This is a genomic window from Pseudazoarcus sp. NS36, assembly GCF_059703705.1.
Genome location: NZ_BAAKJA010000004.1, coordinates 247,124 through 262,706, shown reverse-complemented (window position 1 = coordinate 262,706; position 15,583 = coordinate 247,124). Strand labels below are relative to the sequence as shown.

The window sequence follows — 15,583 nt, the reverse complement described above, 5'->3', positions numbered from 1 at the left end:
CGCCGTCGCGCCGGGCCCGGACGGAGGCCACGATGAGTTACTTCCGCCACCACGTCTTCTTCTGCTGCAATCAGCGCGGTGAAGGCGAATCCTGTTGCAACGACCACAAGGCCAGCGATCTGCAGGCCTACGCCAAGAACCGTATCGGCGCGCTCGGCCTGAAAGGCCGCGGCAACGTCCGCATCAACAAGGCCGGCTGCCTCGACCGCTGCGACGAGGGGCCGGTGCTGGTGGTCTACCCCGACAACGTCTGGTACACCTACGTGGATCACGAAGACATCGACGAGATCATCGACGAGCACCTCGTCCATGGTCGCGTCGTGCAACGCCTGAAACTTGGAGACTCCTGATGAACCGTCCCCTTCCGACCGAACAGATCGAGCTCACAGGCCCGGCCGGAAAGATCGACACACTGATCGACGTGCCGCACGAGCCGCGCGGCATCGCGCTGGTGTGCCACCCGCACCCGCTGTTTCAGGGCGCCAATACCAACAAGGTGGCGCACACCCTGGCACGCAGTTTCCGTGACCTGAACTACGCCACGGTACGCCCCAACTTCCGCGGTGTCGGCGGTAGCGAAGGCACGCATGACGAAGGCTGGGGCGAAACCGAAGACATGCTGGCGGTGATTGCCTGGGCGCAGTCGCGCTGGGGCACGCTGCCGCTGGCGGTGTCGGGCTTCTCGTTCGGCGCCTTCGTGGCCAGCCGCGTGGTGAAGAAACTCGCCGAGTCGCCGACACCGGCGCACCGCATCGCGCTGGTCGGTACGCCGAGCGGCGAGATGATCGGCTCCGACCGTTTCTACGACCTCGACAAGCTGCCCGAGGACGTGCCGACCTTGCTGATCCACGGCGAGAAGGACAACACCTGCCCGCTGCAGAACGTTTTTGACTGGGCCGGGGAACAGGACCTGCCGGTTTCCGTCATACCCGGCGCAGACCACTTCTTCGGCGGCAAGCTGCATGTGCTGCGCAAGGTCATCGAAGGAAGCTGGGGCCCGCTGTAACCCAAACCCGAGGAGGCACCATGAAACTCGTTGCATCGCTGACCAGCCCCTACGCACGCAAGATCCGCGTGATGCTGGCCGAGAAGAACATGCCTTTCGAACTGGTCGTGGACTCCCCGTGGGAGCCGACCAGCACCATCCCGGAGATCAACCCGCTGGGCAAGGTGCCGGTGCTGGTTACCTCGGAGGGTGAAGTGTTCTTCGATTCGCCGGTGATTGCCGGCTGGATCGAGAACCTCGCCGCAGCCCCCCGCCTGATTCCGGCCGATCCGGTCGAGGCCGTGCGCGTGCGTCAGCTCGAAGCGCTGGCGGACGGGCTCACCGACGCCGCCGTCATCATCGTGCGTGAGGGGCGTCGCCCCGAGGCACAGCGCAGCGAAGAGGTGGTGGCGCGCCAGTTGCAGGCCATCGAGCGCGGTCTGGATCGGCTGGAGCAACTCGCCAACGGGCGCAACTGGCTGCACGGTGACGCGATCAGCCTTGCCGACGTTTCCGCCGGCGCCATGCTCGGCTTCATCGACCTGCGCCTGCCGCATACGCAATGGCGCAACACTCGACCGGCGCTGAGCGCGCTGGCTGCTCGTCTGTTCGAACGCCCGAGCTTCGTCGACACCGTCCCGCCGGCCGGCTGAGCGGCTCAGTTACGCAGCGGCTTGCCCGTATCAAGCATGTGACGGATACGGGCCTGGGTTTCGGGCGTGCGCAGCAGTGCCATGCACTGCTCACGCTCGATCGCCAGTAATTCGACTTCGTCGAGCCGCGTCCCGCGCGCCACGTCCCCGCCGCACAGCGCAGTTGCCACGGCACGGGCCACGCGCAGATCGTGCGCCGAGCACTCCCGCACACCAACCAGGCCCTCAAGACAGGCCTCGATCCCCTCGCGTCCGGCCACTGCCACCTGGCGCGCCAAAGGACGCGGATGCCAGCCTGCGTCATGCAGGCTGCGCGCTCGCAACAAGGCCACATGCAGCAGTTCGCGCGCATGCATCACGACGTCGTCGCTGTCATGCGCGTAACCCAGTTCGAGTGCCTGCGGCGCGCTGGAAGACACCGTCGCGGCCATGATGCGTTCGAAGGCCTGCCGCACGAAGGGTAGTGGGTCGTCATTGGCTGACTGCCGCGCCAGACGGTCTGCCGCCACGGCCAGCGCAGCCGAACCACCTCCGGCCGGCAGCAGGCCGACCAGTGTCTCGACCAGGCCGATGCGTGACTCGAAGGCCAGCGTGCGATGCGCGGCGCGCATCAGTAACTCGCATCCGCCGCCCACCGCCAGCCCCTCGACCGCCGCAACCACCGGCACGGCCGACTGCTGCACTGCGCGCGCCACGGCGTGAAAACGCCCCAGCATGCGCTCCAGCGCGTCGAAATCGCCTGCCTCGCAAGCGGCCAGCACACGCCGGAGATCGGCGCCGGCGCTGAACGGCGCGGCGTGGCGGATCACCAGCCCGTCCAGATCGCGGCCGGCGCGCGCCACCGCCTCGACGATGCCGTCGAGCACGGCGTCGTCGATGACATGCATCTTGGTCGTAATGCTCAGAATGCCGATGCGCGGGTCCTGATCGGCCCGCCGCCACAGCCGCAGCCCGGCGTTCTCCCACAGCACTTCGTCATGCAGGGGCACGCGCTCCCCGAACAGACGCTCGGGCTCGATCTGGCGTACATAAACGGTCAGCGCCGCACGCGGCTGCAGACGCCCGGCCGCCGCGCTCCACGAGCCGCCGGTGTCGTGCACGCCATCGCGCGCAAACACCCATTCGGGCAAGGGGACATCGGCCATGCTGCGGCCGGCCTCGATATCGTCGGCAATGGCTTGCGCCACCGCCCGCCAGCCGGCGGCCTGCCAGGTTTCGAACGGCCCCTGCGCCCAGCCAAAACCCCAGCGCATGGCGAGATCGATTTCACGGGCGTTCTCGGCAATATCCGCCAGGTGAAAGGCCGCGTAATGGAACAGGTCACGAAAGCTTGCCCACAGCAGCTCGGCCTGCGGATGAGGACAGGCGCGCAGGCGCTGCATGCGTCGCGCGGCGTCGCGCTCGGCCAGGATTTCGGCCACTTCGGGTGCAATCACACTGCTGCTGTCGCGGTAGCTCTCACCGTCCAGCACCAGAATGCGTTTGCCATCCTTGCGGTATACGCCCTCGCCGCTTTTAGCGCCGAGCGCGCCGCGCGCGACCAGCGCGGTCAGCCATTGCGGCTCGCCGAACCACGGGTGCCAGGGGTCATCCGGCAGGCGTTCGCGCAGCGTGCCGATGACGTGCGCCATGGTGTCCAGCCCGACCACATCGGCGGTGCGGAAAGTAGCGCTGCGCGGACGGCCGATGAGCGGGCCGGTGAGTGCGTCGGCCTCGTCAAAACCCAGACCGAGGCGCTCGGTATGCCGCATCACGGCCAGCAGCGCGAACATGCCGATGCGATTGGCAATGAAGTTGGGGGTGTCATGCGCGCGCACCACGCTCTTGCCCAGGCGCGAGGTCAGCCAGGTTTCGAGGCGGTCGAGCAACACGGCATCGGTGTGCGGACCGGCAATCAGTTCCACCAGCGCCATGTAGCGCGGCGGATTGAAGAAATGCACGCCGCAGAAGCGTGACCTCAAGCCTGCCGGCAGCACGGCCGAGAGCTCGCGCACCGACAGACCGGAGGTATTGGTGGCCACCACGGCGTCGTGACGCACATAGGGCGCGATGCGCTCGAACAGTGCGCGCTTGAGGTCAATGCGCTCGGCAATGGCCTCGATCACCAGCTCGCAGTCCGACAGGCGCAGCAGATCGTCAGCGTAGTTGGCTGGCTCGATGGCCAGCGCGTGACGCGTCGTGGCGAGTGGTGCCGGAGTGATGCGTGTCAGACGCTCGATGGCTTCCTGCGCCGGAGCACTGCCACCCTCTTCACCGGGCAGGTCGAACAGCAAGACCTCGAAACCGGCGTTGGCACACTGCGCGGCAATCTGCGCCCCCATCACGCCGGCACCGAGCACGGCCACCTTGCGCACGATGAAACGACTCATGCCGAGGCTCCTCAGTGCATGCCGCCAACCGGCGGGATGGAGCGCTTGTTGCCGTGCTCGTCGAGCGCAACATAGGTCAGCGTGGCCTCGGTCACACGTACCACCCGGGGGTGGGCCGGATCGCGTTCGGCGTAGACCTCGACATCGACTGTGATCGAGGTATTGCCGACGCGCGAAATCTCAGCATAGAAGCTGACCACGTCGCCGATCGACACCGGCTGGTGGAAGGTGAAGGCATTCACCGCGACCGTGACCACGCGACCGCGCGTGAAACGGTGGGCCGCAATGGCGCCGGCCACGTCCACGTGCGACATGATCCAGCCGCCGAATACGTCACCGGCCGGATTGGCGTCGGCCGGCATGGTCATGACGCGCAGTTCCGGCTGGCGGTCAGCCGGCAGCGTGGCGGGGTCGTCGTGCGAGGGGCGGGGCGGGTGATGGGTCATGCGGATTCCTCTGTGCGCGCGGCACGGCGCAGCGGGCCACCGGTAAACGGGGGATAGCCGGCGCCGAAGACCAGACCGGCATCGACAAGATCGGCATCAGCCACCACGCCACGCTCGAGCGCGTCGCGTGCGGCGTCATCGAGCGGGGCAAACAGGCGGGCCGCCAGCGTGTCGGGCGCGGCCTCGACCGCCTCCTGACGCGGCGCGCCATCGGTCCATTCGTACAGGCCATGGCCGGATTTGAGCCCCAGCCGGCCCTGTTCGACGGCCTCGCGCAGACAGGCCGGCACCGGTTCCAGCCCGAGGCCACGCCCGGCCGCCAGGGCGACATCCAGTCCGATGCGATCCACCAGCTCAAGCGGTCCGACCGGCATGCCCGCCTCGCGCATGGCGCGGTCGACGGCGGCCGGGGCCAGGCCCTCGTCCACACAGCGCAGCGCCTCGAACAGATACGGCGCGAGCACGGCATTGACCAGAAAACCCGGTGCGCTCGTGACCTGCAGCGGCAGCTTGCCCAGCGCCACGACAAAGCCGGTGGCGCGCGCAATCACGGATGCATTGCTGTGCCCGGCGGCGACCACCTCGACCAGCGGCATCTTCGCCACCGGGTTGAAGAAATGCAGGCCGATCAGGCGGGTCGGCTCACGCAGGTCGGCGGCGATGTCCTCCAGCGAGAGACTGGACGTATTGGTGGCCAGCAGTGCGTCGGGCCGCGCACGCGCTTCGAGTTCGGCGAACAAGCTGCGCTTGGCTTCGAGCTTTTCGGCAATGGCTTCGATGATCAGGTCGGCACGCCGCACGCCATGTCCGTCCATGTCCGGCACCAGGCGGTCGAGCAGATCGCGCTCGGCCAGCGGGTCGTGCGGGTGCAGTTCGCGGGCGCGCACGGCTGCACGCCCTACGGCGGCGGCAACCGCCTCGCCGCGCGCATCCTGCAGCGTCACGCGGAAGCCGCTGGCTGCGCACAGGATGGCAATCTCGCCCCCCATGGTGCCGGCGCCAACGACATGCACCTGGGCCACCTGATGCGCGACGTTGCCGCTGCGGCGCAGACGCTCGCGCAGGCGGAACACACGCAACAGTTCGCTTGCGGTGTCCGAACGCAGCAGCGCAGCAATCGACACCGGCGATTCATCCGGCTCGGCCAGCGTGTCGCCGCCGTGGCGTGCCCACAGATCGAGCAGCGCGAACGGCGCCGGGTAGTGTTCCTTGCGCACACGTGAGGCCAGGCGCTTGCGGGCCTGCGCCGCCACCAGCCGGCGCAGTACGGTGGCCTTGAGCACGTCACGCCAGGGCAGATGGCGGCAGTGCCGGCCGGACATCACGACAGCGCGAGCGGCGTTCTCCATCACGCGCGGCGGCACGCACACATCGGCCAGACCCAGCTTCCAGGCGCTGCGCGCGGACAGATCACGCCCGGAGAGCATCAGGTCGAGCGCACCCGAGGGCCCGATCAGCGCCGGCAGGCGACGCATGCCGCCCCACGCCGGCACCAGTCCGAGGCGCACTTCGGGCAGCCCGAGTCGGGTCGCGGGTTCGTCGACGACAATGCGGTAGCTGCAGGCCAGCGCCAGCTCCAGCCCGCCACCGAGGCAATGCCCGCGGATCAGCGCCAGCGTCGGAAACGGCAGGCGTGCAATGCGCTCGAACACTTTCCAGCCACGTTCAACCAGCGTCCGCGCAGCCTGCGCGGTGGTGGTGGCGGCAACCTCGTCGAGGTCGGCTCCGGCGCAAAAGCCCTCGCTCTTGGCCGAGGCAATGACCAGTCCGCTGGGCGGCTCGGCCTCGAGCATGCCGATCACTTCGGCCAGCTCGTCGAGCATGTCGGCAGACAGCGTGTTCAGCCGCTCGCCGGCGCGGTCCAGCACCAGCCAGGCCACGTCGTCCCAGTCGCGCTCCAGGCGCAGGTGATGGCCATGGTGGTTCATGTCACGGCCTCGATGAGTATGGCGCCACCCTGCCCGCCCCCGACGCACAGCGTGGCAACGCCGCGCTCCACGCCCTCACGCCGCATGGCGGACACCAGGTGCATGACGATGCGCGCGCCGCTGGCCCCCACCGGATGACCGAGCGCGATGGCGCCGCCGTCGATGTTGACGCGGGCAGGCTGCGGCGCGATACCGCAGACGTCCATGCCAAGTTCCTCGCGGCAGTAGTCGGCGTCACCCCAGGCGTGCAGGCAGGCCAGCACCTGGGCCGCAAAGGCTTCGTTGATCTCCCACAAGCCGATGTCGCTGATGCCCAGCCCGTTACGCGCAAGCAGCGGTGCCACGGCGTGCACCGGCCCCAGCCCCATCGCGGCCGGATCGAGTGCCGCCCAGGCGCAATCGACGATGCGCGCCATCGGCTGCAGGCCATGGCGCTCAACCGCCGCCTCGGTGGCCAGCAGCAACAAGCCTGCGCCGTCGGTGACCTGGGAACTGTTGCCAGCGGTGACGTTGCCGTACTTGCGGTCGAAGATCGGTTTCAGGCGGGCCAGATCGGCCGCATTGGAATTCGGCCGGATTCCGTCGTCGCGTTGATACAGCGTGCCGTCAGCGGCGATGAGAGGCACCACCTCGCCGAACTGTCCGGCCTCCCAGGCCAGCGCTGCACGCACGTGACTGCGCTGCGCCCAGGCGTCCATTTCCTCGCGCGTGATGACGAAACGACTGGCGAGATTCTCGGCGGTCTGGCCCATGAGCTGCCCGACCACCGGATCGGTCAGGCCGCGCTCCAGCCCGATCACCGGCGCGAGACTGGCGAAGCGGAAGCGCCGCAGCAGCCTCATCCGCTCGGCAAACCGGGCACTGCGCCAATCGGCCAGCCAGAGCACGAATTCATCGGACAGCAACAGTGGCGTGCGCGACAGCGCATCCACCCCGCCGGCGAGCACCATGTCGGCACGCCCGAGCAACAGTTCGGCACAGGCTGAGTCAATGGCCTGCAGGCCGGAGGCGCAGTTGCGCTGCGGCGTCCAGGCCGGCACTTTGTGCCCGCAACCCATGCGCAGCGCGACGATGCGCGCGATATTGGCCTCGTCCGCGGCCGGACTGGCGCAGCCGAGAATGACCTGGTCGAGGGCATCCGGCGCAAAGGGCTGGCGCGCCAGCAACTGCGCACCGCAGGCGGTAGCCAGATCGGCCGCGGAGAATGGCCCGGGCCGACCACGCGCCTTCAGAAACGGGGTGCGTGCGGCATCGACGATGTAGACAGCTTCACTCACCTTGCAGAGACCCTGATACGGATTGCTGGTTCAGAGGGCCCATTGTAGGCCGCTCGGGGCAGACCGGCGTCATTGCTCGCACAGGCTGGCACGCAGATCGAAATCGACCGGGAAATCATCCACACGGATGACCTTGTCGCGCAGGCGGTTGCGACGCTCGATCAGCGCATGCTCCTCGGCGTCAATGACGCCCGCTTCCAGTGCCCGCTGCCAGACTTCGTCCACGCTGCCGGAGCTGAGCAGCCCGGCGTCAAACCGGCCCTCGCGCACCGCCTGCGTCAATCTGGCCTCGACCGGCTCGGCCGCGATGCTGGCCACCAGCGCAGCCTCCAGCGCGGCCAGCGGATCGTCCTCGTCGACGGACACGAAGATCGGCTGCGTCAGCCGCTCGCGCGTGGATGAGGGTTCGAGCAGAGTCGCGGCCGCCTCCGCGCCGGTGAGGTCGGCAGCCGCGACATAGGGCCGGCCGAGCGGAAACACGATGCGGCCGAGCACCCAGGCCAGCGGCCGGTTGGGCAGGTTGGCCAGCACGCCCTCAAAGGCGATCTGGGTGCGGAACATCGCGTCCCACAAGGCCGCGCGCAACAGCGGCGCATCGGCCACCTGCTGCCCTTCGGCCTCATAGCGGCGCAGGCAGGCACTCATCAGGTACAGCAGCGAGAGGATGTCGCCGAGCCGCGCCGACAGCTTCTCGCGGCGTTTGAGCGCGCCCCCGAGCGAAGCCAGGCAGGCGTCCGACAGCACCGCAAAGGCTGCCGACAGCCGCGACAACTGCTGGTAGTAGCGCTTGGTATGCGGCGCGACCTGCGCCGGCACGCTGACGAAGTGCGAACCGGTCAGGCCCATGCCAAGCGCCCGCAAGGCATTCATGCCGAGGTCCCGCAGGTGGGCCGAGAAGGCACGGTGGAAGGCCTCGCCATCCTGCGCGGCCACCGCATCCATCTCGGCGCGCAACTGCGGATGGCAGCGGATCGCGCCCTGACCGAACAGGATCAGGCTGCGCGTGAGGATGTTGGCGCCCTCGACCGTGATGCCGATGGGCAGTTGCTGATAGCTGCGCCCGAGGAAGTTCTGCGGACCGAGGCAGATGCCCTTGCCGCCGATCACGTCCATGCCGTCATTGAGCGTCTGCCGAGCGCGCTCGGTGACATGGTATTTGACGATGGCCGAGACCACCGACGGCCGCTCGCCCAGATCCAGCGCACCGGCCGTGAACACCCGCGCGGCGTCGCACAGATACGTGTTGGCTGCGATGCGCGCGAGCGCTTCCTCGACGCCTTCAAAGCGTCCGATCGGGGTGCGGAACTGGCGCCGAACGCGCGAATAGGCGCCGACCGCGCGGGCGGTGAGTTTCTGCGTGCCGGTGTTCGCCGCCGGCAGCGAGATGCTGCGCCCGGCGGCGAGGCATTCCATCAACATGCGCCAGCCCTGGCCGGCGCGTTCCGGCCCGCCGATGATGAAATCCAGCGGCATGAACACGTCCTTGCCGCGGATCGGCCCGTTCATCCAGATCGCGTCCATCGGCAGATGGCGCCGACCGATCTCCACCCCCGGATGCTCGCGCGGCACCAGCGCCACGGTAATGCCGAGGTCGTCCGTCTCGCCCAGCAGGTGCTCGGGGTCATGCAGCCGGAAGGCCAGGCCGAACACCGTGCACACCGGCGCCAGCGTGATGTAACGCTTGTCGAAGGACACGCGCATGCCGAGCACCTTCTTGCGCCCCACCTTCCCCCAGCACACCACGCCGGCATCGGGGATCGATGCGGCGTCGGAACCGGCCCATGGGCTGGTCAGTGCAAAGGCCGGCACCTCGTCGCCGGCTGCCAGCCGCGGCAGCCAGTGCTGCTTCTGCGCCTCGGTGCCGTAATGGATGAGCAGTTCGGCCGGGCCGAGCGAGTTCGGCACCATCACCGACACTGCCGGCGCCGACGAACGGCTCGCCAGCTTGGTCACGATCTGGGAATGGGCATAGGCCGAAAAGCCCTTGCCGCCGTATTCCTTCGGGATGATCAGCGAGAAAAAGCCCTTGCGGCGGATGAACTCCCACACTTCCGGTGACATATCGAGACGGCGCGTGAAGTTCCAGTCGTCGATCATGCGGCACAGCTCGTCGGTCTCACCGTCGAGGAAGGCCTGCTCTTCGTCGGACAGCTGTGGCCACGGAATGTCGAGCAAACGCTGCCAGTCCGGCCGACCGGAGAACAGCTCGCCTTCCCACCACACCGTGCCGGCCTCGAGCGCGTCGCGCTCGGTCTGCGACATCGGCGGCATGGCCTGGCCGAAGATGCGAAACGCCGGGTCGCTCAGCAAGCGTCGGCGCGTGGCATCGTGCCACAGCACGAACACGCAGGCGCCCAGCACCACCATCAACAGGATCAGCCAGAACATTGCACTCCTCCACTTCACCGCATGTCAGTTTCATCAGCTTAACGCAGCCGCCGATCCGTCAGACATCATGGCAATCTTTCGAGGCAGGGAAACGGTAGGATTGCGCACAACGCCGCGAACGACTCCGTTCCTCGCCTGTCATTCGCAAGCCCCACGAACTTCAGGATGCACGACCATGCACGATTCAAAACGTAGACGCTTTCTTCACCTTGCCGCTGCAGCCTCGGCCGCCGGGCTGTTGCCGGGCGGTCTCTCTTCCGCCCTTGCCAGCGCAAGCGCAGCGCCGGACACGACGCCGGGAGAAGCATTTTCGTTCGATCATCTGGCCGACCTGGCACGCGATCTGGCGAGCCGCCCTCACCCTGTCCGCACGCCCTCGAGCGCACTGACCAAGGCCCTGGCGGGTATCGACTACGACGCCTATCAGAAGATCCGCTTCAAGACCGAACGCGCGCTGTGGGAGAAGCGTGATGGCGTTGCCCCGGTGGCGCTGTTCCACCAGCATGCCGGCACGCCGCTGCCGGTGCGTATCGACGTGGTCGAGAACGGCATCGCCCGCGAACTGAAGTACGACCCGACAGTGTTCGACTACACCGGCGAGCTGCAGGCCGGCGAGCTGCCCGAGGACGCAGGCTGGGCCGGTTTCCGCGTGCTGCATGCAGACGACCACGGTCGCGACTGGCTGGCCTTCATGGGCGCGTCCTACTTTCGCACCTCCGGGCCGATGGATCAGTACGGCCTGTCGGCGCGCGGTCTGGCCATCGACACCGCGCTGCCCGGCCACCACGAAGAGTTTCCGGTGTTCACGCGCTTCTGGCTTGAAGCCGAGGGCGACGGCGGCATCGTCATCCACGCACTGATGGAAAGCCCCAGCCTGACCGGCGCGGTGCGCATCGACTGCGCCAAGCCCAATGCTGACGCCATCGTGATGGACGTCTCGGTCCGCCTGTTCCTGCGCAAGGAGGTTCGTCGCCTCGGCGTGGCGCCGCTGACCAGCATGTTCTGGTTCTCCGAGACCAACCGCCACGAGGCCAGCGACTGGCGCCCGGAAGTACACGACAACGACGGACTGGCGGTATGGACCGGCTCCGGCGAGCGCATCTGGCGGCCGCTAGACAACCCGCGCGGCGTGCGCACCAGCAGCTTCATCGACCGCAATCCACGCGGTTTCGGCCTGATGCAGCGTGACCGCGACTTCGCCAACTACGAAGACGACGGCGTGTTCTACGACCGCCGCCCGGCGGTGTGGGTGGAGCCCAAGGGCGACTGGGGCGACGGCAGCGTGCAGTTGGTCGAGATCCCCACCGACGACGAGATCCACGACAACATCGTGGCCTATTGGACCACCGACAAGCCGATTCCGGCCGGCGCCGAGCCGAGCTTCGAGTACCGGCTGCACTGGATGAAGGCACCGGCCTTCGGCGAACAGCCGGTCGGCCACGTCATCGCCACGCGCCTTGGCCGCGCCGGCGTGCCGGGCCAGCCGCGTCCCGAAGGCGGCGTGAAGTACGCCATCGACTTTGCCGGAGGCGATCTGGCCGGTTTCACTTCCGAGCAGCGTGTGGTCGAGGCCGTGGTCGAGGGCCGCAACGCGAAGATCGACAACCCCTACGCCATCCGCGTGGTCGGCACCGACCACTGGCGCCTGATCTTCGACGTCTATCCGGAAACGGACGCGGCCGTCGACCTGCGCGCCTTCCTGCGCGTGGGCGATCGCGCACTGACCGAAACCTGGGTGTTCACGCACCGGCCGGTGCGCTTCTGAGCCCTGTCGGGCTTTGCTGAAACCACCGAACGGGCGCCCTGCGGGGCGCCCGTTTTTCATTCCGGGTTTTCATTCTTAATTGCAACAATATATCATCGCACCATTGATCCACGAGATCGCCACCCTGCCATGAGGAATCGACCATGCTTCGCCCGCGTCACCGCCTGAAATCGCTCCCCGTCCTGATCGCCGCACTGCTTTCGGGCAAGACGCTGGCACAGGCCGAACCGACCACACCGCAACTGGCACCGGTCACCGTTTCGGCCAGCGGGCTGTCATTGGGCTTCAGCGACATGATCCTGCCCTTCAGCGTGCTGGACACCGAAGCCCTGCTGCTGGAACGTGCCGGCACGCTGGGCGAGACACTGGAGCGGCAAGCGGGCGTACGCAGCTCGGGCTTCGCCCCCGGCGCTGGCCGGCCGGTCATCCGCGGGCTCGACGGGCCGCGCGTGCGTGTGCTGTCCGACGGCTCCGAAATCATGGACGCCTCGACCATCAGCCCCGACCACGCCGTGGCCACCGAGACCATGCTGCTCAAGCGCATCGAGATCCTGCGCGGCCCCTCCGCGCTGGCCTACGGCGGTGGCGCCACCGGCGGCGTGGTAAACCTGATTGACGAGCGTATCCCGACCGAAGTGCCGGCTAACGGCGTCGAAGGCACGCTGGAGTTGCGCGGCAATAGCGCCGCAAAAGAGGCCGCTGGCGCCTTCGGCATCACCGCCGGCTCCGGCAACTTCGCCGTGCGCGCCGAAGGGGCGAAGCGCGACGCGCGCGACCTGCGCGTCGGCCGCGGCTGGGACGAAGGCCGCAAGGTCGAGGGCAGCTTCAGCCAGAGCGACACCGGCAGCCTCGGCATGTCGTGGATCGGCGAACGCGGCTATCTGGGCATCGCTTATTCGAGCGAGCGGCGTGACTACGGTCTGCCGGGCCACGTCGACGGACACGACTGCCACGCGCACGGCGATCACCTGCATTGCGACGATCACGATGACGACGACGATGATCACGACCACGATCACGAACACGCCCATGGCGTGCCGGTGGTCGACCTGCACAGCCAGCGCTGGGACTTGCGCGGCGAGGTGCTGGAACCCTTCGCCGGGATCTCCCGCATCGGCCTGCGCGCGAGCCACACCGACTACCGCCACGACGAGATCGAGGAAGGTGAGGTCGCCACGCGTTTCCGCAGCAAGGCGCACGACGCCCGCGTGGAAGTCGAACACCAGCCCATCGCCGGCTGGCGCGGCGTAATCGGCCTGCAGACCACGCGCCGCGACTTCTCGGCCATCGGCGAAGAAGCCTATGTGCCGCCGACGCTGACGCGGCGCAACGCCCTCTTCCTGGTCGAGGAATACCGCCTTGGCAACTGGCGCTTCGAAGCCGGACTGCGTCATGAGCGCCAGCGCATCGATGTCGATTCCACCGCGCGCGACCGCAGCCACAGCGGCACCTCGGTGTCGGTCGGCGCCAACTGGGCCTTTACGCCGGGGTACTCCCTGGGCGTCTCGCTGGCCCGCGCACAGCGTCTGCCGACCGCCGAAGAGCTGTACGCCGACGGCCTGCACCTGGCCACACGCACCATCGAGATCGGCAACCCGAACCTCGACCACGAGACTTCGCGCAACCTGGATGTGACGCTGCGCAAACTTGCCGGCGACACCACCTTCTCCGTTGGCGTCTTCCACAACCGCGTGAACAACTACATCTACGCCAACACGCTGGACGAGCAAGAAGGCATCCGCCTGATCGAATACGCCCAGCGCGACGCCACCTTCACCGGCCTCGAAGCCGAAGTACGCCACCAGCTCAACCGGACCTTCGCCGTCACCGGCTTCGGCGACTACGTGCGCGGCACGCTGAAAAGCAGCGGTGACTCCGACTTGCCGCGCATCCCCGCATGGCGTGCAGGTCTGCGCCTGGACGCCACCTACGGCGCCTGGCAAAGCGAGGTCGAATGGGTGCACGTGGGCAGCCAGACGCAGATCGCGGACTACGAGAGCAAGACCGGGAGCTACAACCTGATCAACCTCGGCGCGGGCTACAGCGCCCGCTACAACACCACGCCCTTCCAGGTGTACGTGAAGCTCAACAACCTCACCGACAAGCTGGCTTTCAACCACGCCTCGTTCAACAAGGACGAAGTGCCGCTGGCCGGGCGCAGCCTGATGGCGGGGGTGCGCGTGAGCTTCTGAGGTCGGCGGGTCGGTCGACATCGCACAGCACGCCGTCGTCGTCGGTGCAGATTAGGTGCAGCGGAACACCCCGCAACAATGCGCGTGCTCCGCTGTCGCCGTCGAGTGCCGCCAGCCGTGCATGCCAGGCTCGTCCAAAGCCGACCGGATGCCCACGCTGCCCACGGCATTCGGCGGCCGCCACCGCGTCGTCATGATCGAGCGCGGCTGCCACGCGCGCTATGACCCCCGGAGGCAACCAAGGCATGTCAGCAAGCGCGACCACCCAGCCCGACGCTTCCGGCAGGCCCCGAACCGCTGCGGCCAGCGCTGCGCCCATGCCCTGTTCCGATTCGGGCGCTTCCAGCACGAGACACCCGGCCTGACGCAGCCAGTGTGCCCGCTCCGTGTGGCCGGGCCGCACTACCGCCAGGCTGGCGGGCAGTGCCGAACACAAGGCCCTAGCGCTGTGCCACAGCAAGGGGCGGCCGTCGGCCAGCGGGGCGAGCAACTTGTCGCACTCGCCAGACGCATCGAACCTGCGACCGTAGCCCGCGGCCAGAAGAACACCCCGGATCATGCAGCACAGGCCGACAGCGCGTCCGCCGCCACATCCATGACCTGCTTGGCCTGGGCCACACCAAGCATGCGTTCGGGCGCGACACCGTTCTTGACCGCAACCAGCTCGGCTGCGATTGAGACCGCGATCTCGCCCGGCGTGCGGCTGCCGATGTACAGCCCGGCCGGGCCGCGCAATGCAGCCACCTGGTCGGCGTCGAGATCGAACAGCTGGAGCCGCTCGCGGCGCGCGTCGTTGTTGCGCCGCGAGCCAAGTGCGGCGACGTAGAAGGCCGGCGAGCGCAGCGCCTCCATCAGCGCGAGGTCATCCAGCTTGGGGTCGTGCGTGAGCGCAACGACGGCCATGCGCGCATCCGGCCGCATCGCCATCACCACATCGTCGGGCATCTCGCGCGTGAGTGTGGTGCCCGGTACACGCCATTCCTCGCTCCACTCCTCACGCGGGTCGCACACGGTGACCGCAAAGTCGAGCGCCAGCGCAATGCGTGCCAGCTGCGCCGAAAGTTGCCCGGCGCCGATCAGCAACAAGCGGTAGCTTGGGCCGAACACGCTGGTCAGCAGCTTGCCGTCGAAATCGAGGGCTTGATCGGGCCGGGCCGCGTCAAGCAGGCTGCGCCCGGTGGCAATGTCGAGCCGGCGCACGACCAGCTCGCCGCGCTGCAGGCGTGCCAACAGGGCGTCGAGCGGGGCCGGATCGGCGAGGGGCTCGACCACCAGCTCCATCGTTCCGCCGCAGGGCAGGCCGAAGCGCCGCCCCTCCTCTGCGCTCAACCCATAGCGCACGCACTGTGGCGAGTCCGGCAGCCCCTCGCTCGCGAGGCGATGGATCATGTCGTCCTCGATGCAGCCGCCCGACACGGAGCCAACCACGCGCCCGTCTTCACGCAGCGCGAGCAGCGCGCCAGGCGGCCGGGGCGACGAGCCCCAGGTCCGCACGACCGTCACCAGCGCAATGCGGCGCCCCTCGGCGAGCCAGTCGCGCGCACGGGTCAGCACTTCCAGATCAAGACTGTCCATCGCGC

At 68.0% G+C, this 15,583-nt stretch carries 12 protein-coding genes; 5 read left to right on the top strand and 7 right to left on the bottom strand.

Annotated features, from left to right (window positions below; genetic code table 11):
- The first annotated feature begins 32 nt into the window (after nucleotides 1–32).
- From AC6H0R_RS08255 to AC6H0R_RS08245, 3 genes are read left to right on the top strand one after another with little or no spacing between them, the layout of a single operon-like run.
- Entirely contained in the window at nucleotides 33–350 is a 318-nt protein-coding gene (locus AC6H0R_RS08255; protein ID WP_497580882.1) for a (2Fe-2S) ferredoxin domain-containing protein, read from the top strand.
- Complete coding sequence (locus tag AC6H0R_RS08250) at nucleotides 350–1,006, top strand: alpha/beta hydrolase (RefSeq protein ID WP_497580881.1); 657 nt, start codon at nucleotides 350–352, stop codon at nucleotides 1,004–1,006. The genes AC6H0R_RS08255 and AC6H0R_RS08250 overlap by 1 nt, the downstream gene beginning before the upstream one ends.
- 20 nt (nucleotides 1,007–1,026) lie before the next feature.
- A complete protein-coding gene (locus AC6H0R_RS08245) occupies nucleotides 1,027–1,638 on the top strand; it encodes a glutathione S-transferase (protein WP_497580880.1) in 612 nt (203 codons plus the stop codon).
- Between the two features lie 5 nt (nucleotides 1,639–1,643).
- Here AC6H0R_RS08245 and AC6H0R_RS08240 read toward each other — a convergent pair whose 3' ends face one another.
- The 5 genes from AC6H0R_RS08240 to AC6H0R_RS08220 all read right to left on the bottom strand — a co-directional run bounded on the left by AC6H0R_RS08240 (nucleotide 1,644) and on the right by AC6H0R_RS08220 (nucleotide 10,046).
- Complete coding sequence (locus AC6H0R_RS08240; RefSeq protein WP_497580879.1) at nucleotides 1,644–4,007, bottom strand: 3-hydroxyacyl-CoA dehydrogenase/enoyl-CoA hydratase family protein; 2,364 nt, start codon at nucleotides 4,005–4,007, stop codon at nucleotides 1,644–1,646.
- Nucleotides 4,008–4,018: 11 nt separating this feature from the next.
- On the bottom strand, nucleotides 4,019–4,453 hold the full coding sequence (locus AC6H0R_RS08235; RefSeq protein ID WP_497580878.1) for an acyl-CoA thioesterase: 435 nt from the start codon (nucleotides 4,451–4,453) through the stop codon (nucleotides 4,019–4,021).
- On the bottom strand, nucleotides 4,450–6,381 hold the full coding sequence (locus AC6H0R_RS08230) for a 3-hydroxyacyl-CoA dehydrogenase NAD-binding domain-containing protein (RefSeq protein ID WP_497580877.1): 1,932 nt from the start codon (nucleotides 6,379–6,381) through the stop codon (nucleotides 4,450–4,452). Before AC6H0R_RS08230 ends, AC6H0R_RS08235 begins: the two co-directional genes overlap by 4 nt.
- On the bottom strand, nucleotides 6,378–7,658 hold the full coding sequence (locus tag AC6H0R_RS08225; protein WP_497580876.1) for an acetyl-CoA C-acetyltransferase: 1,281 nt from the start codon (nucleotides 7,656–7,658) through the stop codon (nucleotides 6,378–6,380). The genes AC6H0R_RS08230 and AC6H0R_RS08225 overlap by 4 nt, the downstream gene beginning before the upstream one ends.
- A gap of 69 nt (nucleotides 7,659–7,727) precedes the next feature.
- Nucleotides 7,728–10,046: an acyl-CoA dehydrogenase gene (locus tag AC6H0R_RS08220; RefSeq protein WP_497580875.1), complete on the bottom strand. Its 2,319-nt coding sequence runs from the start codon at nucleotides 10,044–10,046 to the stop codon at nucleotides 7,728–7,730.
- 175 nt (nucleotides 10,047–10,221) lie between these two features.
- Between AC6H0R_RS08220 and AC6H0R_RS08215 the strand changes: the two genes are divergently transcribed.
- Both AC6H0R_RS08215 and AC6H0R_RS08210 read left to right on the top strand, forming a co-directional pair.
- On the top strand, nucleotides 10,222–11,811 hold the full coding sequence (locus AC6H0R_RS08215; RefSeq protein ID WP_497580874.1) for an OpgD/OpgG family glucan biosynthesis protein: 1,590 nt from the start codon (nucleotides 10,222–10,224) through the stop codon (nucleotides 11,809–11,811).
- 143 nt (nucleotides 11,812–11,954) lie between these two features.
- Complete coding sequence (locus AC6H0R_RS08210) at nucleotides 11,955–14,003, top strand: TonB-dependent receptor domain-containing protein (protein ID WP_497580873.1); 2,049 nt, start codon at nucleotides 11,955–11,957, stop codon at nucleotides 14,001–14,003.
- Here AC6H0R_RS08210 and AC6H0R_RS08205 read toward each other — a convergent pair.
- Nucleotides 13,939–14,562, bottom strand: a complete 624-nt coding sequence (locus AC6H0R_RS08205; RefSeq protein ID WP_497580872.1) for a nucleotidyltransferase family protein — start codon at nucleotides 14,560–14,562, stop codon at nucleotides 13,939–13,941. The genes AC6H0R_RS08210 and AC6H0R_RS08205 overlap by 65 nt on opposite strands.
- Nucleotides 14,559–15,578, bottom strand: coding sequence for an XdhC family protein (locus AC6H0R_RS08200; protein ID WP_497580871.1), 1,020 nt, complete (start codon nucleotides 15,576–15,578; stop codon nucleotides 14,559–14,561). The genes AC6H0R_RS08205 and AC6H0R_RS08200 overlap by 4 nt, the downstream gene beginning before the upstream one ends.
- Nucleotides 15,579–15,583: the final 5 nt, after the last annotated feature.

Bases quoted from the DNA above. Each gene is read 5' to 3' on its own strand.
- AC6H0R_RS08255 (WP_497580882.1), top strand. From the start codon at position 33: ATGAGTTACTTCCGCCACCACGTCTTCTTCTGCTGCAATCAGCGCGGT.
- AC6H0R_RS08250 (WP_497580881.1), top strand. From the start codon at position 350: ATGAACCGTCCCCTTCCGACCGAACAGATCGAGCTCACAGGCCCGGCC.
- AC6H0R_RS08245 (WP_497580880.1), top strand. From the start codon at position 1,027: ATGAAACTCGTTGCATCGCTGACCAGCCCCTACGCACGCAAGATCCGC.
- AC6H0R_RS08240 (WP_497580879.1), bottom strand. From the start codon at position 4,007: ATGAGTCGTTTCATCGTGCGCAAGGTGGCCGTGCTCGGTGCCGGCGTG.
- AC6H0R_RS08235 (WP_497580878.1), bottom strand. From the start codon at position 4,453: ATGACCCATCACCCGCCCCGCCCCTCGCACGACGACCCCGCCACGCTG.
- AC6H0R_RS08230 (WP_497580877.1), bottom strand. From the start codon at position 6,381: ATGAACCACCATGGCCATCACCTGCGCCTGGAGCGCGACTGGGACGAC.
- AC6H0R_RS08220 (WP_497580875.1), bottom strand. From the start codon at position 10,046: ATGTTCTGGCTGATCCTGTTGATGGTGGTGCTGGGCGCCTGCGTGTTC.
- AC6H0R_RS08215 (WP_497580874.1), top strand. From the start codon at position 10,222: ATGCACGATTCAAAACGTAGACGCTTTCTTCACCTTGCCGCTGCAGCC.
- AC6H0R_RS08210 (WP_497580873.1), top strand. From the start codon at position 11,955: ATGCTTCGCCCGCGTCACCGCCTGAAATCGCTCCCCGTCCTGATCGCC.
- AC6H0R_RS08205 (WP_497580872.1), bottom strand. From the start codon at position 14,562: ATGATCCGGGGTGTTCTTCTGGCCGCGGGCTACGGTCGCAGGTTCGAT.
- AC6H0R_RS08200 (WP_497580871.1), bottom strand. From the start codon at position 15,578: ATGGACAGTCTTGATCTGGAAGTGCTGACCCGTGCGCGCGACTGGCTC.